Raw genomic sequence first — 22,666 nt, 5'->3', positions numbered from 1 at the left:
TGGTGGCCGACGCTACTACTCCAACTCGGTGATCTGCAGAACAGCCATTCTCGCCGGAGCCTCGCCGGCGTTGCCGACCATTTCAGTCACACCTGCGGCAAGCAGAAAGCCTTCGCCGGGCTGCAGCGTCCGCGTGTCTCCGCTAGACTTCAGCGTCAACGGACCTTCAATCGCCGCAATGTAGGATGGGCCGTTTTCGTTCAAAACTGTGTCGCTGGCTCCCGAGGGCAGGGTCTTGATGTCCTGCTTCACCTTGAAGGGGCGTTCGGTCACCTTCTGATTTCGAAATATCACCTTGAACGGATTTGATGCAGCGACGTTGACGATCATACTTGTTGGAGCGCCCAAGGCGGTGCAGATATCGCGGAAAGGCGCGCCGGCTCGCATGACATGGGTCGAGAGATAGTGCATCTCGCCGCCATCCGTGTTTCCACCTGTATGGACGGTAAGATCGGGCACCAACAGAGTTTGGTTTGTCGGAACTTTCGTGGTGGTACCGCCTTTTTCCGCTATCCACCAGAATCCGGTGCCCTTGATCGTGGTCACGCACTCGATACCATCATGAACATGGGTCGGAAACAGACCGTTCCCTTTTACAGCGGTGATCTCCTACCACACGTCCCAATCGCCCGAGATGGGCACCTCTACGTCACAAGTTCCTTCGGTAACATTCGTTGGCGCAACCTGCTGTGCTTTCAAAGAGGCTGGCGGTGGTATGGCAGCAGCACAAGTCAACAGCAGAAGGCATGAGAATTTCTTCAACATGACAGTTCTCCCCGAGACATAAAGGAAAACTATACAGTATTTACTAGTCATTTCATAGTTAAAATTCAATAATATTTTAGGCTCGTATTAAAATTACAGTGTTTTTGTCGGTATCCGTACGGAGACAATAGTACCAACTCCTTCTGTCGAGCGTATCTTCAATGCTCCACCATGTAGCTGGGTCAACGAACGAGAAATGGCGAGGCCCAATCCAGAACCTGCATGGGATTTTGTAAATTGATTTTCAACCTGTTCGAAGGGCTGCCCGATTTTCTTCAGCGCTTCTTTGGGAATACCGCAGCCAGTATCCTCGATAGTGAAGACAAGCGCACCCGATACTTTCCGCGCGCGAACAGAGATACGCCCGCCCGTATCGGTGAACTTCACTGCATTCGACAACAGATTGATCAATATCTGTTTTATCGCACGGCGGTCGGCATTGAGTGTAACGCTTTCCGCGATCCTGGTATCGACCTTCACGTCCTTTTCCTGTGCCTGCAGCGACACGACGCGCACGGTCTCGCGGATCAGCGGGCAAAGATCGATCTCCTCGCGATCCAGCGAGAAATGCCCGGCCTCGATCTTCGACATGTCAAGTATGTCGTTGATGACGTTCAAAAGGTAGTTGCCGCTGGTATGGATGTCGTGGACATATTCCACGTAGCGGTCGGAGCCGAGCGCGCCAAACGTTCCAGAATGCATGATTTCCGAAAAGCCGATGATGGCATTGAGCGGCGTGCGCAATTCATGTGACATGTTGGCGAGAAATTCTGATTTCGCCCGGTTGGCCGCCTCGGCGCGTTCCTTCTCTACCGCATATTTGCTGTTGAGTTCGGTAAGCTCCAGCGTACGTTCGATCTCGGATTTGCGCGCAAGGCTCAGGTCATGAATTGTCGCCATCAAGCGGCGCTCACTGTCGACCAATCGTTCTTCGTGCACTTTCAACTGGGTGATATCGGTACCCACCGACACGAGGCCTCCATCCTGCGTGCGCCGCTCATTGACCTGTAGCCAACGGCCATCGGCCAGCTGCCGCTCGAACGTCAGCGCGCCGTTGCGACCGTGTTCATTGGCCATGCGCTTTTCCAGGGCGACAGCGCGGATACGTGGCTCGAGTTCCTCGCGACCGATACCTGGCAGCAGGCACTCATTGGCGAGCCCTGAGTATTCGTTGAATTTGCTGTTCGACATGACCAGGCGGTTGTCGGCATCCCATAGAACGAAGGTCTCCGAGATGCTTTCGATCGCCTCACGGATGCGCTGATCGGCCTGTGCTGTCGCCTGAACGAAACGGTGCTGTTCGCTGACATCGACGGCGACGCCGACGAGATGCAGATCGCCGACATTTGCATCTGCAACCTGCGCACGCACCCGCATCCATACCCAATGACCTTCGGCATGGCGCATGCGGAAAACGCGGTCTAATTGGCTTGTTTCGCCGGCTGCCACCTGCGCCGCAAGACTGTAGAGCTTGTCATCGTCCGGATGGATAATCGACGATATATCGCCGAGGGAAAGAATGGCGTCGTAGGCCTCGTAGCCGAGCATCTCATACATGGAGCGCGACCAGTACACGCGACCGCGCGCCATGTCCCAGTCCCACAGCCCGCAGCGGCCGCGCGCCAGTGCCGTGTCCACTCGTGCTTGCGTGTGCTGGTAAAGCTCATCGGCATCCTGCGCGCGAGCCGCCTGGCTGAAATAGGCATAGAGAACGATAAGCATGATCGTTGCCGTGCCGGCGAACATCGTGACGTTGATCGAGACGACACGACGCCAGTCGGCGAAGACGGCCTCTACAGGGTGCATGACAAAGACTGAATAGGCGCCGTTGCCCGAACGGCTGAAAGCGGCGAGGGCAGGTGTGCCTTCAACTTTTACCGGCATTGCACCGGCCCGGTCTCCAAAGAGGAAAAGCGGTTGCCCTTCGGTGACGAAGCGCTCGAGATTCTTGTTGCGCCAATAATCACCACCATCAGATGAGACGACGATGTTCGCTTCATCATTCGCGATTGCGAACCACATGCCCGATGGGATCAGATCGTTTGCGCGGATTTCCCCGATGATGTTCTGCAGGTCGCCCGCGCTCAGTTTTTGGCCGCCATTCATGCGATTGTCGATGACGCTCGCCACATGGGTTGCTGCCATGGACAAGGCTGCGCGGGCTGTGCGCTCCGTGTCGTCACGCCAGCCGAGAAGTGACATGGAGCGCGCGAGAGCAAGTGCGAGCAGGAAGACGATGATGAGCGGTGGAATCGCGCGGCGCAGATAGGGCTCGGCGGCAAGCAGCTTGCCATAGGCGGGATCGGCGAGAAGTTTTATGTGACCCGAAAGCCGGTTGCGCCCCCGCGCATCGTTCCGGCTTTTGGCATAATTCTTCCCCGTCGGCGCGCGATACGCGTCCGCATTTGCCATCGACTGGCCCCCTCATTTTACCTTTGTAATCAGTGATTTGCTTCGGCACGCCGCACATCCGAAGCACCTGTAGTGAATCAAAACTGATTCTGCGTGTCTAGTCCCTTTGTTAAATATTTATCAATACTTATGGCGGGCCAAAACTACAATCAAACGACGAGTCATAACTCCTTGAAATGACTCAAGATACCCTCGGGCGATGCCCGAGGATGATGAATAAACAGGGCAGTGGATAACCTCCGGACGGGCGTCTCAGGCCAGCGTTCGCTCGACGATATCCCGCACATCGGCCGAAAGTCCCGTCTCTCTAGCGATGGTCGCCAGCGATTCACGCGCATGTTCGCGCCGCACTGGTTCGAACGATCGCCACGAGCGCATCGCCGTCAGAAGCCGCGCGGCAAGCTGCGGGTTCTTTTTGTCGATGGTCAGGATTGTCTCGGCAAAAAACTTGTAGCCCGCACCGTCGGCGCGATTGAAGCCCGTCTGATTGCCGCTGGAAAACGCGCCGATCAAGGCCCGGGTGCGATTGGGATTGTCGAGCGAGAACAGTTGGTGGGTCATCAACTCGCGCACCTTGTCCAGCGCTCCATCTCCCGGCTGCATCGCCTGCACCACGAACCATTTGTCCATGACCAGCGGATCATTGCCGAAACGTGCCTCGAAGGCCTGCAGCGCATGGTTTGTCGCATCGCTGTCGCCAAAGCGCTGGACGAGCACACCAAGCGCAGCCGCCCGATCTGTCATATTGTCGGCATTCTTGAACTGCGCCGCAGCCCGCTTCGAACTACCCTCGGCGACGCTCAGATAATCGAGCAGCACGTTGCGCAGCGCTCTGCGGCCTGCTCCGGCCGCGTCCGGCTTGAACGAGCCCACCTGCGCGAGCTCGGCATAAGCTTGCGCGAACTTCCCGGCATGTGCTTCGGCTACGGCGCTGATCAATGCATCACGGCTGCCAAGAATAGCATCCGGGTCAATATTCGCACCAAGTTCACGCGCAATGTCGCTTTCGGACGGTATACTGAGGCATAACGCCCGAAATGCCTCGTCCAGCGTTACGTTAAAGGCGATCTCGCCGAGGAGTTTGATCGACGAGTTCTCGATCGTGGCTGGCTTGCCGCCGCGGACGCGTTTGGCATTGCTCGTCAGCTTGGCATTGAGCAGTTGGGTAAGGGCTTGCCAGCGCGTTACCTCGTCGCCGTCGTTGCGGGCGAGGAAAGCGAGATCTGTCCGCGTCAATTCGCTCGTAAGCGTCACCGGTGCCGAAAAGCCGCGTAGCAGTGAAGGGACCGGCCGTTCCGGGATACCGGAAAAGCTGAAGCGCTCCTTGCGCTTGCGCAAATGAATGACGTCGTCCTTGACCAGACCGCCCTTCGCCGAGCGCGGCTTAAGCTCACGACCTTTTGCACCGAGCAGCGCAAACTGCACGGGGATGTGCATCGGCTTTTTCGAAGTTTGGCCCGGTGTCGGCTTCAGCGACTGCTCGATCTCGATCTCGAAGGTCTTGGTTGCCTGATCATAGTCGTAGGTGATGGCGAGATTGGGCGTCCCGGCCTGGTCGTACCAGAGCGCAAACTGGCTGAGATCTTCGCCCGACGCATCCTCGAAGACCTTGATGAAATCCTCGATGGTCGCGGCGTCGCCATCATGGCGCTCGAAATAGAGGTCCATGCCCTTGCGGAAGAGTTCCGGCCCGAGAATGGTACGGATCATGCGCACCACCTCCGAACCTTTCTCGTAGACGGTCGAGGTGTAGAAATTGTTGATCTCGCGAAACTGGCGCGGACGCACCGGATGGGCGAGGGGCCCTGCATCCTCCGGGAACTGATGCGCCTTGAGGCCTTTGACTTCGGCGATGCGTTTGACGGCGCGCGAACGCATGTCGGCGGAAAACTCATGGTCGCGGTAAACGGTCAGCCCTTCCTTCAGGCAAAGCTGGAACCAGTCGCGACAAGTGATTCTGTTTCCTGTCCAATTGTGGAAATATTCGTGAGCGATCACCGCTTCGATCCCTGCGTAGTCCGTATCGGTCGCGGTGTCTGGATCGGCCAGCACGTACTTGTCGTTAAAGACGTTGAGCCCCTTGTTTTCCATAGCGCCCATGTTGAAATCCGAGACCGCGACAACATTGAACACGTCGAGATCATATTCACGGCCGAAGACATCCTCGTCCCATTTCATTGAACGCTTCAGCGCATCCATGGCATAAAGCGCGCGGGGCTCCTTGCCGTGCTCGACATAGATGCCGAGATCGACATGACGTCCCGAAGCGGTTGTGAAGGTATCAGTGATCACACCAAGATCGCCGGCGACGAGCGCGAACAGATAGGCTGGCTTCGGATGCGGGTCGTGCCAGACGGCAAAATGCCGGCCGTTGGTAAGTTTGCCCTTATCTTTGGGGTTACCATTCGACAGTAGCAATGGTGCTTCGTTGCGTTCGGCTTCGATACGCACCGTGTAGACAGAGAGCATGTCGGGCCGGTCGAGGAAATAGGTGATGCGGCGAAAACCTTCCGCCTCGCACTGGGTGCAATAAACGTCGCTCGAGCGATACAGACCGGTCAATTGCCGATTGGTGGTCGGATCGATCTCCGTGGTTATTTCGAGCGTGAAAACGCCATTTTCCGGCAAGCCGCGAATTTCGAGACGATCTGGCGTCGCTATGTAGGCGTTGTCGCCAAGAACGGCGCCGTCGAGGCGGATATCGACCAGCTTCAGGTCATCGCCGTCCAGAATGAGAGGAGCGTCGGCGGCCACACCCTCCCTGCGCTCGATCTGCAGTGTGGATTTGACGATTGTGCGCTCGGGATGGAGGCTGAAATCGAGGTGGGTTTCGGGAATGAGAAAATCGGTGGGCTTGTAATCTTCCAGATGAAAAACCTGGCCGGTATCGGTACGCATCGTCTAACTGTCCTTATTGATGGCGGGGACCCTATCGATCTTTCTTGTGGGGCACAACAAATGCCGATTTGTTTGGTTCACAAACGCAACGTGAATGATTGCCCACTGGTGTGGCCGCTTAAACCATCCTAAAGATATATCAGTTTACAATTCCATACCGCTGCTTCAACAACTCTCTCCTCGAGGAATTCCAGTCGTGTCCACTATCGTTCACCCGCGAGATGGTGAACCACTTGTCGCAGATCGTGCGCGCAGCACCAATGTCATGCTGGGAATTGGTCTCAAGGTCGCTTCAGTCTGCGTGTTCGTCTGCATGTCGAGCCTCTTGAAAGCATCGGACGGTATTCCTGCTGGTCAGCTGGTATTCTTCCGCTCCTTCTTCGCGATTTTTCCGGTCATTGCCTTCATTGCATGGCAGGGGCAGATGGCTGTGGCGTTCAAAACCAGCGAGCCCTTCGGCCATTTCTGGCGCGGCTTCGTCGGCGTCAGCGCCATGAGTCTCAGCTTTTATGGTCTGACCAAGCTTCCTTTGCCCGAGTCTATCGCAATCAGTTATGCAACGCCGCTGCTGACCGTCGTCTGCAGTGCAATTTTCCTGCGCGAAACCGTGCGGCTCTATCGCTGGTCGGCAGTGTGCTTCGGTCTCGTCGGCGTCGTCATCATCCTTTGGCCGCGCATGTCGTTCTTTACCGGGGAAACAGAGTTTGGTGCGGATCAGGCTGTCGGCGCGTTGGCGACATTGGGCGGTGCAGGACTTGCTGCTATCGCCATGCTGCTCGTGCGCAAGCTGGTGCAGACGGAGCGCACGCCTACCATCGTTGTTTACTTTTCCATCGCCTCGAGCGTTATTGCGCTGGTCAGCCTTCCGTTCGGCTGGGTCTGGCCGACTGCCTTTCAAGCGACATGTCTGATTCTCGCTGGAATTGCAGGCGGCGTCGCGCAAATTCTGCTGACCGAAAGCTACCGCCACGCCGACATGTCGGCGATCGCTCCATTCGAATATACGTCCATGTTGCTGGGCCTCGCCCTCGGCTATCTGCTCTTCGGTGACATCCCTACAGCGGAGATGATTACCGGGGCAGCAATAGTCATCAGCGCTGGCATCTTCATCATATATCGCGAGCATCGGCTCGGCCTCGCCCGGGCTCGCGCTCGCAAGGTCTCGACGCCGCAGGGATGACCCTACTCTTCCTGGGCCGCCTCGCTCAGCGGGTGCAACTGGAAAGTCTCCGGCGTCTGCGGCCGGTCATGCGGGCGAATGGCGAAATCGGGACGCTCTGAAGGAGCTTGCGACGCACGTCGAAGGCTGCGCCAGAACGCATAGGAGCCATAGGCCGCATAGCTGATTGCCATCGTGACAAAGAAACCCGAGGGGCCATTCAGGTCCATCAACCGCCCGGCGATCTGCGGGCCGATCATGCTGCCGACGCCATAAACTATGAGCAGGCCACTGGAAATCTTGACGAACTCACTGGGCTCGGCGAAGTCGTTGGCATGCGCCACATTGAGCGAATAGATCGGAAACAGCACTGTCCCGAAAACAAACATCAAAGTGTAGACCACCCACGGCGTGGTGGGCTGGACCATGATCATCGTCAGCGATATCGCGACACCTCCGATCCCGGCCACGACCATCACATAGCGCCTGTCGACGAAATCCGACATGCGGCCAATGGGATATTGGAAAATTGCTCCACCGATCATCGAACTCGCGATCATCGTCGCAATGCCGAAAGTAGACAGCCCGATCTCGCGGCCATAAATCGCCGCGAGAAAGTTCCATGCGCCGGCGATGATCCCCGCAAGCAGCGAGCCAATCAACGCAGCAGGTGACTTCCGGTAAAGTCCGGGAAGGTCCAGCGATACCTGCGTCAGCGGACGTGGAGATTGTGCATTTGAAAGACCTGTGGGCACCAGAGCGCCAGCATAAATCAACGCCCCGATCATGAACAAAGCCTGTGTTGCGGGATCGCCGAACGGCAAAATATACTGGCCAACGAGAAGTCCGAGCATGGAAACGATCATGTAGATCGAAAACACCATGCCGCGTGTCGAATTGGTGACGCGCTCGTTCAGCCAGCTTTCGATCACCATGTAACTTCCCGCCAGCGAGAAACCTGCCAGCGCCCGAAACAGCGTCCAGGCCCAGGGATCGATGATCAGACCGTGCATCAGCATCGACATGCTGAGGAGCGTCAAGAGCACGGCAAAAACACGCACATGACCGACGCGCCGCACGAGACGCGGAACGATGATGCAGCCGCCGGTGAATGCCAGTGCGTAGCCGGTTCCAAGCCAGCCCACGGTGGTTGGCGACCAGCCTTCCATGCCCGCGCGCAAGGGGAGCAGGATTCCCGCCAGGCCCCCTGCTGTCAGCATCAGAAACGTGCTGGTCAATAATGCCGCGATCGGCAAGAGCTGGCGAAACATATATGTATCCTGCGTTTCAGTTTCCGAAACTACAGGCTTGGACGGGCCCGCGAGCCTGAAATAACGACACGGCCGTTCCAGTTTTGCGCCAATCTAGTCGGTCAACGCGCGCAACCGCATTTTAACGCTGACGAAATCGCGCCAGGCGAAGCGCTTTTGGGCAGGATTTCGCAAAAGATAAGCAGGATGCAGTGTCGGCATTACCGGTATCTGGACGCCGGACGCGGTCAGATGCGCTTTCCAGTTTCCGCGCAGGCGCAAAATACCTTCCGTCGCATTGGTAAGCGCTTTGGCGGCCGGGCCACCAAGCGCGACGAGGAGCCTTGGATTGGTGAGTTCAATCTGGCGCTCGAAGAATGGCCGGCAAATCTCCGTTTCAAGCGGCGTTGGCGTGCGGTTGCCAGGCGGACGCCATGGAATGGTATTGGCGATATAAACACTCGTCCGGTCGAGGCCGATGGCCGCAAACATGCGGTCGAGGAGTTGCCCCGAACGGCCGATGAACGGCACACCTTCAAGATCCTCCTCGCGCCCCGGTGCTTCGCCTACGAACATGATGGGCGCAGCGGGGTTGCCGTCCGCAAACACCAGATTCTTCGCAGTGAATTTCAAGTTGCAGCCGTCGAACGCGGCGAGCTGCTCGCGCAATTCCTCCAGCGTAGCTGCACTTGAAGCCATCTGCCGCGCCATCGCAATTTTGGCATCGTCCGGGACAGAGGCCTTGCTGAGGATGGACGGAGCCGGTTGGCTAACTGCGGGTTGTTCAGGTCGCTGCTGCTGGGAAGGTCGCGCGGCCTGCGCCGGCGGAGCTGCAACACGCTTTGCCTCGATTTGGGAGAAGCGGTCGACCGGCGCATCTTCGAGCGGCGTATCGACGCCGGCCTCGGCATAGAAATGCAGCAGTTCGCGCAAATTGGTCAAGCGATAATCCTTTTGTCTCTGAAGTCGCAAATTGCCGGCACAATTGCAAGGTCAGGAGGAAGGAATGCGTGGCTCCTGCACCAGATAAAACACGCGTTTGGGTGTGAAATCAGCAATAGGAAAATCAAAGCTCGCACCAAAGCCGGGATCGATCTTGCCATCCCGAAACACCATACGATCATAGGGCTCGAAATCGTCGCTGAAAGTGCCGTAACCGGTCGATTTGATCATGCCCCTCTTGTCACCTGGCTGGTAGAAGGAAAGACCATCGCCATAATCGCTTGGCACGTTAAGCTGTTCCTGCAGTTCAAACTCGAACTCGACCCAGGGATGACCGCTGCTGTTAGTGGCCCGAACACGTAGATAGAATAGAATCCCGGCATCCTCGCTTGGGTTAAGCTGCGCTATTTTTTCGGTGCGAATGATGAGTGTGGTTGGCGTTACCGAGGGGAACTCTTCCGTGAGGATGATTGGATCCTGCATGGTTCCCGTGCCACTGATGGACCGAATGATGAAGCCGCCAAGCTCATCGGAAAATGAGTAAGGGCCGGCAGTCCAGAGCCGCGGATCTTCTTGTGCCGATCCTTTTGGAACGTAACCGACGAAAAGCATGCAGATGACCATCATGCCACGCAGCATCCAGTCCGTGCGGTTTCGTTTCATCAGGTCTCCCATCGGTTGGCATGCGAGACAATAAGCTGAATTATGACTGAAACCGCATCCTGTGCAAACACTCTATGAAAGTGCAAAATATTGACGTTTACGTTAAAGTAATTTAGATTCCGCCAACCGTCGTGAAATGAGGGCAATTGGCCGCATCTGGAATGCATGACTGTCTGTGTCATATGGCTATTGTTGCGCTACAAATCGGGAAAATACTGCACAAAAGTGCTTGCGGGAATGATTCTTAGGAGGATTGCATGAGCGAGGTAACCGAACTTCCAGAGCGCGAGAGCATGGAGTTTGATGTCGTCATAGTTGGAGGAGGGCCGGCTGGTCTATCCGCAGCGATCAAGCTCAAGCAGATCAATCCGGAATTGTCGGTTGTGGTCCTGGAAAAGGGCGGCGAAGTCGGTGCGCACATCCTTTCAGGCGCCGTGGTCGACCCGATCGGCGTCGACAAGCTCCTGCCGGGCTGGCGCGACGAAGAAGGGCATCCCTTCAAGACGCCGGTTACGGCCGATCATTTCCTGGTTCTCGGGCATTCCGGCTCGCTGCGTCTCCCGAATTTCGCAATGCCACCTTTGATGAACAATCATGGCAATTTCATTGTCTCGCTGGGCAATGTCTGCCGTTGGCTCGGGACCAAGGCAGAAGAACTGGGCGTAGAAATCTACCCGGGCTTTGCCGGTTCGGAAGTGCTTTACGACGGCAATGGCGCTGTTATCGGTGTTGCCACCGGTGACATGGGCATCGAGAAGGATGGCAGTCCCGGACCAGCCTATACGCGGGGCATGGCGCTGCTTGGAAAGTATATCCTGATCGCGGAAGGTGCGCGTGGTTCGCTTGCCAAGCAATTGATCAACAAATTCAAGCTCGATGAAGGTAAGGAGCCGGCCAAATTCGGTATCGGATTGAAGGAGTTGTGGCAGGTTGATCCGGCAAAGCACAAGCTCGGCCTCGTGCAGCATTCCTTTGGATGGCCACTGGACATGAAGACGGGCGGAGGGTCATTCCTCTACCATCTCGAGGACAACACGGTCGCTGTGGGCTTCGTCATGCACCTCAACTACAAGAATCCCTATCTTGCGCCATTCGAGGAGTTCCAGCGCTTCAAGACCCATCCGTCCATCCGGGGCCTCTTCGAGGGCGGCAAGCGCCTCGGCTATGGTGCGCGCGCAATCACTGAAGGCGGTTGGCAATCGGTACCGAAGCTGTCCTTCCCCGGAGGCGCGCTGCTCGGCTGTTCGGCCGGTTTCGTCAATGTGCCGCGTATCAAGGGTTCGCACAATGCCATGCTCTCCGGCATGCTGGCCGCCGAACATGTGGCGGAAGCGATCGCTGCCGGGCGGGCCAATGATGAGTTGATTGCCTATGAGAATACCTGGCGCTCAAGTGAGATCGGCAAGGATTTGAAGCGGGTGCGTAACGTCAAGCCCATGTGGTCGAAGCTTGGCACAATCGGTGGCGTCATGCTCGGCGGTCTCGATATGTGGCTCAACACGATCTTTGGCGGCTGGTCACCCTTCGGCACGTGGAAACATGGCAAGTCCGATGCGGCCTCACTCGAACCTGCAAGCAAATACACGCCAATCGCCTATCCAAAGCCCGATGGTGTCCTGACCTTCGACCGCCTGTCCTCGGTGTTCCTGTCGAACACCAATCATGAGGAAAACGAGCCGGTACACCTCATCGTCAACGACATGGGCCTGCAGAAAAGCTCCGAACTCGAAGTCTATGCCGGGCCTTCGGCACGTTACTGCCCGGCCGGTGTCTACGAGTGGGTCGAGGAGGCAAACGGTCCGAAATTCGTGATCAACGCGCAGAACTGCGTGCACTGCAAGACATGCGATATCAAGGATCCTAACCAGAACATCAACTGGGTGCCACCACAGGGCGGCGAAGGCCCGGTGTATCAGAATATGTGATTGCCTTGCCTTAACACAGTTTGCTGATCCGGACCGCTATTGTCATCAACGCCGCTGATTGAAAAGCGTAGCAGCAACGGCAAATGATCCGAGCCGGCAGGTTGCAGTGTTTCGACTCGCGTTTGGATAATTCGGTCGGAAACAAGGATATGATCGATCGGCAAGCCAACCCAGCGCGCCACATGCGCGAATGTACCGTTGACGAGCCAGCTCGGGCGTAACCCTTCGGCTGAAGATGTCTTACTTGCTTCGCTGATGGTTTTTAGTGTCTGGCTCCAGGACACTGCGTTGAAATCACCGGCGATTATCATTGGACCTTGTAGCTTCTCGAAATAGGGGGCGATCGTCTCAACGTTGCCTGCTTGGCCATAGGGCCAAGGCCAGTCGAGGTGGATGGCGGTGACAATGGCGCTGCGCCCGCCGAAATCGATGCGTGCGAGACCGATCAGACTGTCGACGCATTGCGGCGTGGTACCTAGGGCGAATGGGCGGCGGGAGAGGATTGCAACGCCGCCAATGTGACTGCGGTTGGGGCAGTAAAGATTATAGGGATAGCGTGCTTCGATCGCTTTCAGTTTTGGGCGCCACGCAGTGGATACTTCCTGCAAAGTGATGACATCGGGGGCTTCTTGCGCGATCAAGCGAAGGACGTCAGCTTGGTGACGATTGTCATAGCGCAGGTTGAGCTGCATCAGTTTGTATTCCGGCTGGGCTGTTTCAGCCTCTGCGGAAGGTGCCGGGGAGGGAACAAGCACTGTACCAAGCGCGGTCAGTGCCAACACCATTGCCATCAAACCTTCTCGCCACAGTCCAAGAACAAGGGCTGGAATGGCCGATACTGCCATCAGCACCGCAAGATGCATGCGGAAATGTGCAAAGGAATCGAACAGCGGATGCGCCGCGCCGAAAAATCCCAGCACCAGCGGTACCGAAAACATCACCGGTATCAATACGGCGGCAAGTCTTATCCACGATAGCTTGTTCTCTCTCGTCATGCTCCGCATTAAACCGGCAATTGCGACGCAATCAAGATGCCAGCGCTTGTGATCGTAGGACAACCCGCAGCGCCTTCGCCCGCACTTTATGCAACCCTGCATTCGTTGTGGTCTGTGACAATTCCAGCCATGTGTGGAGGGTTCTGTAGGCAGACGCGGCGCATATCGAGTGAACCGGTATATCGGGGAAGATTGGCTACTCCGACTCTGGCAAAGCCTTGCCTTTAAAACTTGGAGGTGAACTATGCGGTTTTTACCGTTTAGCGTCACACTGACGATGAAAAGAACCCGGATAAGCTGGTCACTCAGCATCCGGGTTCAAATCAAATAGTTCAGTGAAAAAGGGGGTGGGCGGAAGCCCGCTCCCTACTCCAATACAGAATATAGCAGCTTTCCCATTATTTCCAAGCAGCGCTGTTTTGGACTTTAGACGCATGACAGAGATGATTAGTGTGAGAGCTCGGACGAGACTCAACTTGAGGAGGGTGTCCCGTGATCGTAAAACGCATCGTTCCAAATTTCGCATGTCCTGATCCCGGCAGAGTTCGTGACTTCTATGAAAACTCGCTGGAACTGGAAGTCGTCATGGATCATGGGTGGATTCTGACATTTGCAGCCGACATTTCTGCAAAGCCGCAAATCAGCATCGCCAGCGAAGGAGGGTCAGGCACCCCTGTGCCCGACATTTCGATTGAAGTCGAGGATGTCGATATCGTCTATGAGCGAATGAAAACAGCCGGCTATGAAATCGCTTATAATATCGCAGATGAGCCCTGGGGCGTCCGGCGTTTCTACGTCCGCGACCCAACCGGGCGATTGGTCAACATCTTGGCTCATGCTGTTGATTGAGATCACAAGAGCTTTTTCAAGCCTCTTAGAAGTCCATCATGCTCGCCGTCTATGAGCAGTTCTTCAAGTTTGCCATGGGACCTCTTCCATATCGGCACGACATCGGAAAGAAGGCGCATCCCGTCGGGTGTAAGAGCCATGAGGCGGCTGCGTTTGTCAGCGGGATCGACCACGACCTTAACCAGGCCACGTCGCTCCAGCGGCTTAAGGGCGGCGGTGAGTGTGGTTCGGTCCATCGCGAGCAATGAAGCCACGGAACTCAGATTGGGTGGCGACGGCCGGTTCAGCGACATCAGCAGCGAAAACTGTCCGTTGGTGAGGTCATAGGGCCGCATAGCTTCATCGAAGCGGCGGGCTAGGGCGCGCGCGGCCCGTTGTACAGCAAGGCACAGGCACGTATCGCGAACGTGAATTGTTGTTTCGAAAGGAACTGAAATCGGCTTTGACATGGCCTATATATGTTGATATCAACGTAAATGTCAACATCCAGACACGAGCCATCTATACAATCCGGTCGATCATGAGAAGGAGGAGTTATCATGTCCAATTCCGGTAATTTTGTTTGGTACGAACTGATGACCAGCGATGCTGAATCTGCCGAGCGCTTCTATAGCAATGTCGTCGGCTGGAGTGCACAAGACGCTGGCCATCCGCAGATGAAATACACCTTGATGAAAGTCGGTGAAGCTCCGGTTGCCGGTATGATGACAATGCCGGAGGGCTGCAATACCGGCGTCGAGTCAATGTGGTCCGGCTATATTGCTGTCGATGACGTCGATCAGTTTGCCGCGCGTGTAAAGGATGCGGGAGGCAAGATAACGGTCGAACCGCAGGACATACCGGACGTCGGCAGGTTCGCGATCGCTGCCGATCCGCAGGGGGCGCCGTTCACTCTGTTCAAGCCATCGATGGAGGATCGCGGCGACAATCCCAAACCCCCTACACCGGGTACAGTCGGATGGCACGAATTGAACACCAGCGACTGGAAGAGTGCCTTTGAATTCTATTCCGGCCTGTTTGGCTGGACCAAGGGCGAAGCCATGGATATGGGCGGCATGGGCACATACCAGATCGTAGAGCGCGACGGCCAAATGTTTGGCGCCATGATGAACAATCCTGAGCCGTCAACCCGTCCAGCCTGGTGCTATTATATCTGCGTGGACGATATTAACGCCGCTGAATCGCGGATCAAAGACAAGGGCGGCAACGTGGTCTTCGGGCCGGTGGAAGTTCCCGGCGAGCAGTGGGTTTTGCAAGCGCTCGATCCACAGGGCGTGTCATTCGCTCTTCTTGGTCCTCGCAAATAGCTCCTATTGAAATGCCATTTCGTAGAAACTGCGCAACTTTCTGGAGTGCAATTTCTCGGGTGGCATTTCAGCCAGCTTTTCAAGGGCACGAATGCCGATCTGCAAATGTTGCGCCACTTGGCGTTTATAAAACTCCGTCGCCATGCCCGGCAGTTTCAGTTCACCATGCAGCGGCTTGTCCGAGACGCATAGCAGCGTTCCGTAAGGCACGCGAAAGCGAAAACCATTGGCCGCAATTGTCGCCGATTCCATGTCGAGCGCGATCGCGCGCGATTGCGACAACCGTTTAACGGGGCCGCGCTGGTCCCGTAGCTCCCAATTGCGGTTGTCGATTGTTGCCACGGTACCGGTACGCATGATGCGCTTCAGATCATATCCCTCGAGCCCGGTGATTTCCGCGACTGCCTGTTCAAGTGCGACCTGCACTTCGGCAAGTGCGGGGATCGGCACCCAGACCGGCAAATCGTCATCCAGCACATGATCTTCGCGCACGTAGGCATGGGCCAATACATAGTCGCCAAGCGCTTGCGTATTGCGCAGCCCGGCGCAGTGGCCAAGCATTAGCCAGGCGTGCGGCCTCAGCACGGCGATATGATCGGTAATCGTCTTGGCGTTGGAAGGGCCGACACCGATATTGACCATGGTGATGCCCGAACCGTCGTCACGTGCGAGGTGATAAGCCGGCATCTGCGGTAGCCGGCCAATTGGAACACCCGACGTCGGTGCATCATCACCGGCTTCGGTGATCAGGTTACCCGGCTCGATAAACCGCTGATAGCTGCCGCCGCCTTCCGCCATCTGTCCGCGCGCCAATGCGCAAAATTCGTCGATGTAGAACTGGTAGTTGGTAAACAGCACGTAGTTCTGAAAATGCATCGGTCGCGTCGCCGTGTAGTGCGACAGTCGGTGCAGGGAATAGTCGACCCGTTGTGCGGTAAATGGCGACAGAGGCATGATACTGTCGAGGTCGTCGGTTTCATATTCGCCGTTGACGATGCGATCATCCGTCGCTGCGAGATCCGGAACATCGAAGAGATCGCGAAGCGGGCGGGTGAATGCATCCGCTACAGATGATTCCACGTGGGTGCCCTCAAGAAAGGCAAAGTGGATGGGGATCGGCGTTGTGGATTCCTGCACCGTCACGGGACCGCCGTGGTTGCGGATCAACAGCCGTATCTGTTCCTCAAGATAATTGTCGAACAGGTCCGGTCGCGTGATAGTCGCCGTATATTGGCCGGGCGCCGACACATGGCCGAATGCCAGGCGGGAATCGATCTGCGCATAGCTCGATGTTGAAAGACGCACTTCCGGATAGAAAGCGCGGAAATGCATTGTGTCGCGTTCTTCGCCGCGCGCAACCCTGTCGAAGGCATCGCGCAAAAATTGCGTATTGCGTTCATAAAGCACGCTGAGCGCCTGAACAGCTGCCTTGGCATCGGTAAATTCTTGCGCTTCTACATGGCTGGGCATGCTGATGGCGGTGGGCTTCTTGGTTCCGATTCTTTTGTCCATGCCCCAATATAGTGACATAGCATGACACTTGAAAAGCGGTGTCTCAAACTCTCTGCAGACTGACGAGGAGAACCAGCCCTATACCGCCATTTGATGGGTTTCGCCCCTCATAGCTTGCGGCAAAAGCCACGACAGGACCAACAAGAATGGCGGAGAAAATCAGCGCACGCAGAAAAAGCAGCGATAAATTTGTGGTTGATTGTATCATGATCCCCTCACTCCTTGTCCCGGTGTAGCTTTGCGTTGTTGGCTTCGGGACAATGGCTCAACCGATCTGAACCAAAGCTGATGCGTTCGTTCATCGCGCGTTCAACCGGAAGCGTGATTTCTTGAATTGTACGTCGTACGCCAATAGGGCATTTGAGGCGCGGAAACCGCTGCTTGGTTTTTGCCTTGCAAACCAGCAAGCCGTTCCACCCACGGGCTGGTGAATTCAAGCCGGGCGGCGGGATTGTCCGGTGGAAACGCTTTGGGCTTCGGTCTCACCAGCCCTTGACCCCGTCCTGGATTCCAATGGCAGAACGGTTCTATGCGAGCATGAAAGACGTCTGTTCGGATGCGACTAGGGGCCAGGAAACCCTAATGGGCGCTGAGCTCTTGACAGCAAAAGGCAGCCATGGAGGGACCACCATGGCTGCCTGTCTTTGCCCATGACCAGCGAAGGATCTGTCCAGGCGGCTTGGTCTTGCATTGTTCAATCCAGGCAGGCGACATACCAACGAATAAAACACACGATGCTGTTTCTATTCTTGGCCTCCCAGAATTTCACTCAGGCTTTGTATGCAGGGAGGATGCACACAAACGACGATGGCTCAACAATACAAGATAAAAGAACTTCAATATTCGGCATTTCGAAACAACTTCACGCTGAAAGCTGATGGATAGGAGATATCGCGAATTTCCGCAATTATACCTTAGTCTAAATCGATTGAATCGTGAGAAAATGGGGGGTAATCAGAACGAACTGGTATTATGTGAACTCTTCACAAATGGCGAACGTCTTGGGGTTTGCGCTCCCAAAGGTCGTGCTTTCCATCCTGGTACTCAACGGGAGCCTTTAACAGCTCGTCAGGCGTCAAATCGTCCAGGCAAGCGACGTTTATGGCGTAGAACACACCCATATCCGCCGTTTCACCACGGCCGAAGGGTTTGACTCCGCACGTCCGGCAGAAGAAGTGGACGATGGTTCGGCTGCCAAACTGGTATTCAGTCAAATAATTTGAGCCGGAGGTTACCCGCAGGGCATTTTCGTCAACGAATGCCTTCCAAAAGCGAGTTTTTGCGCAAAACGAGCAATTGCATTTGCTCGTACCTTGGTCGAGATCGATGGCTGCCTCGAAGCAGACAACGCTGCAATGACAACTTCCGTGATACGTCTTTTTCACTCTCTCCTCCGGTGGTACATGTATAACCTTTGAGTTAAATAACCGATTGGTTAATAAAGGTTTCCATCGCAAAGGTCAAGTTTGGCCACCACTTTCGCCAGCAAGACCGGAGACAAGCGCTTGCGCGCCGGCCTGCCGAAGGACTGGAGCGTTGGTGACAAGACCGGAACCAGCGACAGCGGCATGGCCAGCAAGGATCGCAGGGCCACTCGTTCAACCCTGGGTTCGTTGTCGCTTTAGGCAAAGCAAGTCATGTGTTGCGTATCTTATGGGCGAAGCAGCAAGCACCGAGCCAGCCGGTGTGGAGGTGCGCTATGCGGTATATGCCGTTTAGGGTCACCCTAGAATTGAAAAGAACCCGGACCAGCTGGCAAGTTGTCATCCGGGTCACTCTTCAGTAGTCTAGGAAAAGGGAGGCGGGTGAAAACCTGCCTCCCGCTCCAATCACAGCATACCACTTGCGTCGTATTGCCAAGCGGCATCTGGTCCAGGCGCCTGAACTTGGTTACTGCCGGGTCAGGCTTTCACTCTTGCAGATCAGCCCACCCATCACACATCCGGAGAGCGAGAGCTTGCTTCCGCTGGCCGTTGCCTTGCCATTATAGGTCTTGCCTTCATCGAGCTTGTTGACTGTGCCCTTATAGGATCCGTCCTTGCCGGACATTGAACCAATCGATTTACCCTTGTATTCCCCCGTCAAAACTGTTCCGCAATAGGAATCCCCACCGCACGAAGAATACTGGATGATCGTTCCATTTGGCCGCTTCCATGACCCAACGATAGGCTCCTCCGCAAGGGCAGGGCCTGTCATGAGGATAAAACCGGCACAGGCCAGCACTATTTTGCGCTTCATACTTTCCTCCCGAAATGCATGGCTGCATACCATCCACGCAGTCCGGCGATATTACGCACACGTAAACGTAATTCAAGGTCATTTTCGACAGAAATTCGATCCTTGCAGCCATGCAATGGCGGGAAATTGTAATCACTCCTCGCCTCACAAAACCTGTTCTTTGGTTATCAAATGCTTGAAATCTCTTACTTGGATTTTAGGAGAATTTTCGACAAATGCCCGCAATTGCTGGCGCGTTATATTTAATAAATTCCGAAATTTACGAGTTGTTTTTGTTTTGTTTGTGCCCGGTTAATCATGCCCTTTAACAGCAATTTCAAGCCTATGCTGCATTATCAAAAGCATCAAAAGAACACGCCAAACAACAAAGCTAGCGGTTCTCAGAAGTCTAACAGGACTTTCGTCAAGTAACGGTTCGGGTTCAACGAGGAATTTGGTAAAATGGCACGCTTTGATCTTCAATATACCGATAGTGGGCACGCCGGAGGCTCGGCGCAGACAGATATTCTCTTCGAAATGGGAATTATGTACGCAACAGGCCGGGATTGCGCTATCGATCTTGTGGCAGCCCATAAATGGTTCAATATTGCCGCCATCAAGGGGTGCGACCGGGCGGCTGAACTGCGGGCGGAACTTGCTCAATCAATGTCGAAGCCCGATATCGCGGCGGCCCTGCGTGCTGCGCGCGAATGGATGACCTCCCACTAGAACCACAACCCTTCTGCAGAAAATCCCATATTGTGAACTCAATCACAACGCGATATCGTAATGTTTGCAACCGTGGGTATACAATTGCTTGCCTTGTCACGTATGGAGTGTTGCTGTGCGTATGTATGATTCTTGATAAGACGGGGAAGTGATGCTTGACGATCTTGAAGGATTGTTATCGAGATTAACGGCTGCTCAAAAGCAGCTGATATTGTTGTCTGCCAAGTCAAAAGCATTTCCGGATAACAATACATTGAACAAAGTTGCCACCTTGGCTCTCAACATTTCAGCAGTTGAAGCGCTTATCGCCGACGCCCGGGACCAGAAAGCCCGGCCGGTCAAGGCCAATGATTGAGCATCGGTAGCTCCAGCTTGGAGAGCTGGAGTTTGTTTTGTTCGCCGCTTAGATGCTGGCTGGTCCGACGCGTGTGGCTTCGAACAGGAACCAGTGCCTCCGCTCTGTCTCATCTATGAAGTTCTCTATGATACTCGTTGTGGCGCTGTCGCCGTGTTCGCTGCACAGCTCGTGAACCTGGCGCAAATAGCCGATGAAGCTCTTATTGTCGTCGCGCAGCTCAGCCAGCATGTCTTCCGGCGTGACGAAATTGGCATCATTGTCAGGAATGCGTTGTTGGGCGCCGATCTGCCCAATGGATTTCAACGTGGTGCCGCCGATCTTCCGGACCCGTTCGGCGAGGACGTCGGTCATCGCGAAAATCTGCTCTGCCTGTTCGTCCAGCAGGAGATGGAAATCGCGAAAGTGCGGGCCGCTCATGTGCCAGTGAAAATTCTTGGTCTTCATATAAATTGCAAATGTGTCTGCGAGCAGAGCATTTACCGCTCCAGCGATATCGCGCACTGCGTTACCGCCCAGATCGCTGGGGGTAGCGGTCGGTGCACGTTTGATGGTCTGCAGGGATTTTTTAGCCACGGGTCGATCTCCTTGACGTAGGAAAACTCTTCGATTTGACGCTCGGTCGAGTGCCGCGCTCGTTCTAGCACGCGTCATCCAACATTTCTGCCTCAATTCTTGGTTGTATCGGCAGGTGCTTCCTCAAACCGCACCAAGGGGAAATTCTCTTTGACTTGCGAGTTGCCGGACACGATCTCGGCAATTTTGCCATCATGCGGCGCAGTAATCGAGTGCTCCATTTTCATGGCTTCGAGCACCAGCAATATCTGACCTTTTTTGACCAGATCACCGGCGGCAACCCGCACGGCCTTCACCAGGCCTGGCATCGGAGCGGTAAGCCGGTCTCCGGCGTTGCCTGCCTGTTCGGCGAGCAGAAAAGGATCGGCGATGCTGAATGCCGTTGCTGTCCCATTGGCGACTATGGCTACGCCATGCGGTATCGCAATGGTCTTCGCCCGCAAATTGATACTCTTGCCGGTGAGGTGCCAGCCAAGTGGTTCATGTCGCACACGCAGTTCGACTACAGCATCTGAACCGGAAATCGCGTAGCGCTCGTCTCCAAGTACGGAAACGCCATATCGCACGATCTGCCCCGCCTCTTCGAGCATGACCGGATAAGCCAGCCCGTTGTGATGACTGTAGCCTCGCAAGGCAGTCCATGGATCACCGTGGACAGGTCGTTTCAGGAGACCGCTGGCAGAAAGGATGGCCAGTTCCTTCGCACCTGCCGGCGTCGCGACGGGAACGATCAATCCTGCAAGATCGCGATCGATCAATCCCGTATCGACGTCACCGGCGGCAAATCCCTGGTGTCGGATCAGAGCTGCCAGGAACGGCGCGTTGGTGGTCGTTCCGGCAATTTCCGTCTGGTTCAGCGCGCTCTCCATTGCGGCAAGTGCAGACAGCCGATCGGGCCCGTGCACCACAAGCTTGGCGATCATCGGATCATAGTAGGGTGAGATCGTATCGCCCGTCCGAACGCCGGTTTCGACGCGAACCTCGCCGTCCTTCAACGCACTGGGAAACGACAGATGGTGCAGCGTGCCGATAGCTGGGAGGAAACTTTTCGCCGGGTCTTCGGCATAGAGCCGCGCCTCGATAGCATGGCCGTTGAGAGGGATCTGTTTTTGGGATAGTGGCAACTCTTCGTCTGCCGCCACACGCAATTGCCACTCTACCAGGTCAAGCCCGGTGATCATCTCGGTTACCGGGTGTTCTACCTGCAGCCGTGTGTTCATTTCCATGAACCAGAAACGGTCGGGCTTCAGCCCTTCCGTGGCATCGACAATAAATTCGATGGTGCCCGCGCCGGAATAGTTGATCGCTTGCGCTGCCTTGACGGCTGCACTGGTCATTGCAGAGCGCACCTCTGCAGTGATTCCCGGGGCAGGGGCTTCCTCGATGACCTTTTGATGGCGGCGCTGCAACGAGCAATCGCGCTCGTAGAGATGCACCACATTGCCGTGATTGTCGCCAAACACCTGCACTTCGATATGGCGCGGTTTGGCGATGTACTTTTCCACCAGCACGCGATCGTCGCCAAAGGCGCTCTTGGCCTCGCGCCGCGCACTCCCCAGCGCCTCGGCGAAATCGTCGGGATTATCGACCTTGCGCATGCCTTTGCCGCCGCCGCCTGCGCGCGCCTTGATCAGCACGGGATAACCGATCTCGCGTGCCTTCCCGGCAAGAACCACCAGTTCCTGCGCCTCGCCATGGTAGCCCGGAACGACGGGGACGCCGGCCTTTTCCATCAACCGCTTGGCGGCATCCTTGAGCCCCATGGCCCGGATCGAGTCTGCAGAAGGTCCGATGAAGACCAGACCAGCTTTCACCACCGCCTCTACAAAACCTGGATTTTCGGAAAGGAACCCATAGCCGGGATGAATGGCCTCGGCTCCGCTTTTCAATGCAGCGTCGATGATGTGGTCGGCCCGCAGATAACTGTCGGTGACGGGCGAGGGTCCGATATAGACCGCCTCATCGGCCATCGCCACATGCAGCGCGTGCGCATCCGCATCGGAATAGACTGCGACTGTGCCGATACCCATTCTCTGCGCCGTACGGATGACGCGGCAGGCGATCTCGCCACGATTGGCAATGAGGATTCTGGAAAAGGTTCTGGTCATGGGT

The 22,666-nt window shown here is 55.8% G+C and carries 20 protein-coding genes and 1 pseudogene; 7 read left to right on the top strand and 14 right to left on the bottom strand.

Translation table 11 applies throughout. The features are described from left to right. Positions 1-15: 15 nt before the first annotated feature. From N8E88_RS30490 to pepN, 3 genes are all read right to left on the bottom strand, one after another. Positions 16-546, bottom strand: a complete 531-nt coding sequence (locus tag N8E88_RS30490; RefSeq protein ID WP_262293792.1) for a cupin domain-containing protein — start codon at positions 544-546, stop codon at positions 16-18. Positions 547-858: 312 nt separating this feature from the next. After that, positions 859-3,177: a PAS domain-containing sensor histidine kinase gene (locus tag N8E88_RS30485; RefSeq protein WP_262293791.1), complete on the bottom strand. Its 2,319-nt coding sequence runs from the start codon at positions 3,175-3,177 to the stop codon at positions 859-861. 252 nt (positions 3,178-3,429) lie between these two features. Continuing rightward, a complete protein-coding gene (gene pepN, locus N8E88_RS30480) occupies positions 3,430-6,075 on the bottom strand; it encodes an aminopeptidase N (protein ID WP_262293790.1) in 2,646 nt (881 codons plus the stop codon). Between the two features lie 265 nt (positions 6,076-6,340). On the opposite strand from pepN, the gene N8E88_RS30475 reads away from it, so the two are divergent. Beyond that, the gene (locus tag N8E88_RS30475; RefSeq protein WP_262295688.1) at positions 6,341-7,255 is read left to right on the top strand and encodes a DMT family transporter; all 915 of its coding nucleotides are present in this window, start codon (positions 6,341-6,343) and stop codon (positions 7,253-7,255) included. 2 nt (positions 7,256-7,257) lie between these two features. Here N8E88_RS30475 and N8E88_RS30470 read toward each other — a convergent pair whose 3' ends face one another. The 3 genes from N8E88_RS30470 to N8E88_RS30460 all read right to left on the bottom strand — a co-directional run bounded on the left by N8E88_RS30470 (position 7,258) and on the right by N8E88_RS30460 (position 10,089). Next, complete coding sequence (locus N8E88_RS30470; protein ID WP_262293789.1) at positions 7,258-8,505, bottom strand: MFS transporter; 1,248 nt, start codon at positions 8,503-8,505, stop codon at positions 7,258-7,260. A gap of 93 nt (positions 8,506-8,598) precedes the next feature. Continuing rightward, complete coding sequence (locus tag N8E88_RS30465; RefSeq protein ID WP_262293788.1) at positions 8,599-9,426, bottom strand: uracil-DNA glycosylase; 828 nt, start codon at positions 9,424-9,426, stop codon at positions 8,599-8,601. Positions 9,427-9,477: 51 nt separating this feature from the next. Next, on the bottom strand, positions 9,478-10,089 hold the full coding sequence (locus N8E88_RS30460; protein ID WP_262293787.1) for a hypothetical protein: 612 nt from the start codon (positions 10,087-10,089) through the stop codon (positions 9,478-9,480). Positions 10,090-10,346: 257 nt separating this feature from the next. On the opposite strand from N8E88_RS30460, the gene N8E88_RS30455 reads away from it, so the two are divergent. Then, positions 10,347-12,014 (top strand): electron transfer flavoprotein-ubiquinone oxidoreductase, encoded by a 1,668-nt coding sequence (locus N8E88_RS30455; RefSeq protein WP_262293786.1) that lies wholly within the window; start codon positions 10,347-10,349, stop codon positions 12,012-12,014. On the opposite strand, the gene N8E88_RS30450 is transcribed toward N8E88_RS30455, so the two are convergent. Next, the gene (locus tag N8E88_RS30450) at positions 12,002-13,009 is read right to left on the bottom strand and encodes an endonuclease/exonuclease/phosphatase family protein (protein ID WP_262293785.1); all 1,008 of its coding nucleotides are present in this window, start codon (positions 13,007-13,009) and stop codon (positions 12,002-12,004) included. The two genes, N8E88_RS30455 and N8E88_RS30450, sit on opposite strands and share 13 nt — an antisense overlap. Before the next feature lie 492 nt (positions 13,010-13,501). On the opposite strand from N8E88_RS30450, the gene N8E88_RS30445 reads away from it, so the two are divergent. Further along, a complete protein-coding gene (locus N8E88_RS30445) occupies positions 13,502-13,858 on the top strand; it encodes a VOC family protein (protein WP_262293784.1) in 357 nt (118 codons plus the stop codon). 2 nt (positions 13,859-13,860) lie between these two features. Here N8E88_RS30445 and N8E88_RS30440 read toward each other — a convergent pair whose 3' ends face one another. Then, the gene (locus N8E88_RS30440) at positions 13,861-14,307 is read right to left on the bottom strand and encodes a MarR family winged helix-turn-helix transcriptional regulator (RefSeq protein WP_262293783.1); all 447 of its coding nucleotides are present in this window, start codon (positions 14,305-14,307) and stop codon (positions 13,861-13,863) included. 90 nt (positions 14,308-14,397) lie between these two features. On the opposite strand from N8E88_RS30440, the gene N8E88_RS30435 reads away from it, so the two are divergent. Continuing rightward, positions 14,398-15,165 carry a VOC family protein gene (locus tag N8E88_RS30435; RefSeq protein WP_262293782.1) on the top strand — a complete coding sequence of 256 codons (768 nt, stop codon included), beginning with the start codon at positions 14,398-14,400 and terminating at the stop codon, positions 15,163-15,165. A 3-nt stretch (positions 15,166-15,168) separates the two neighbouring features. On the opposite strand, the gene N8E88_RS30430 is transcribed toward N8E88_RS30435, so the two are convergent. The 3 genes from N8E88_RS30430 to N8E88_RS30420 form a co-directional block, all read right to left on the bottom strand. Further along, on the bottom strand, positions 15,169-16,677 hold the full coding sequence (locus tag N8E88_RS30430) for an AMP nucleosidase (RefSeq protein ID WP_262293781.1): 1,509 nt from the start codon (positions 16,675-16,677) through the stop codon (positions 15,169-15,171). A gap of 43 nt (positions 16,678-16,720) precedes the next feature. Next, positions 16,721-16,885: a hypothetical protein gene (locus N8E88_RS30425; RefSeq protein WP_262293780.1), complete on the bottom strand. Its 165-nt coding sequence runs from the start codon at positions 16,883-16,885 to the stop codon at positions 16,721-16,723. 775 nt (positions 16,886-17,660) lie between these two features. Continuing rightward, entirely contained in the window at positions 17,661-18,062 is a 402-nt protein-coding gene (locus N8E88_RS30420) for a GFA family protein (RefSeq protein ID WP_262293779.1), read from the bottom strand. 66 nt (positions 18,063-18,128) lie between these two features. Between N8E88_RS30420 and N8E88_RS31925 the strand changes: the two are divergent. Continuing rightward, positions 18,129-18,245: pseudogene (locus tag N8E88_RS31925) on the top strand (class A beta-lactamase); the annotation flags it as partial. Positions 18,246-18,567: 322 nt separating this feature from the next. On the opposite strand, the gene N8E88_RS30410 reads toward N8E88_RS31925, so the two are convergent. Next, complete coding sequence (locus tag N8E88_RS30410) at positions 18,568-18,915, bottom strand: DUF2147 domain-containing protein (protein WP_262293778.1); 348 nt, start codon at positions 18,913-18,915, stop codon at positions 18,568-18,570. Between the two features lie 441 nt (positions 18,916-19,356). Here N8E88_RS30410 and N8E88_RS30405 point away from each other — a divergent pair, with 441 nt between their 5' ends. Next, positions 19,357-19,623, top strand: coding sequence for a sel1 repeat family protein (locus tag N8E88_RS30405; protein ID WP_262293777.1), 267 nt, complete (start codon positions 19,357-19,359; stop codon positions 19,621-19,623). Between the two features lie 151 nt (positions 19,624-19,774). Further along, positions 19,775-19,978: a hypothetical protein gene (locus N8E88_RS30400; RefSeq protein ID WP_262293776.1), complete on the top strand. Its 204-nt coding sequence runs from the start codon at positions 19,775-19,777 to the stop codon at positions 19,976-19,978. Between the two features lie 48 nt (positions 19,979-20,026). Here the strand turns inward: N8E88_RS30400 and N8E88_RS30395 are convergent, their stop codons facing one another. Both N8E88_RS30395 and N8E88_RS30390 read right to left on the bottom strand, forming a co-directional pair. Continuing rightward, positions 20,027-20,554 carry a Dps family protein gene (locus N8E88_RS30395; RefSeq protein WP_262293775.1) on the bottom strand — a complete coding sequence of 176 codons (528 nt, stop codon included), beginning with the start codon at positions 20,552-20,554 and terminating at the stop codon, positions 20,027-20,029. Positions 20,555-20,646: 92 nt separating this feature from the next. Beyond that, complete coding sequence (locus N8E88_RS30390) at positions 20,647-22,662, bottom strand: acetyl-CoA carboxylase biotin carboxylase subunit (RefSeq protein WP_262293774.1); 2,016 nt, start codon at positions 22,660-22,662, stop codon at positions 20,647-20,649. Positions 22,663-22,666: the final 4 nt, after the last annotated feature.

The organism is Phyllobacterium zundukense (genome assembly GCF_025452195.1).
GTDB lineage: Bacteria > Pseudomonadota > Alphaproteobacteria > Rhizobiales > Rhizobiaceae > Phyllobacterium > Phyllobacterium zundukense_A.
The sequence above is the reverse complement of the archived record's forward strand: the minus strand, read 5'-3'. Positions and strand labels throughout refer to the sequence as shown.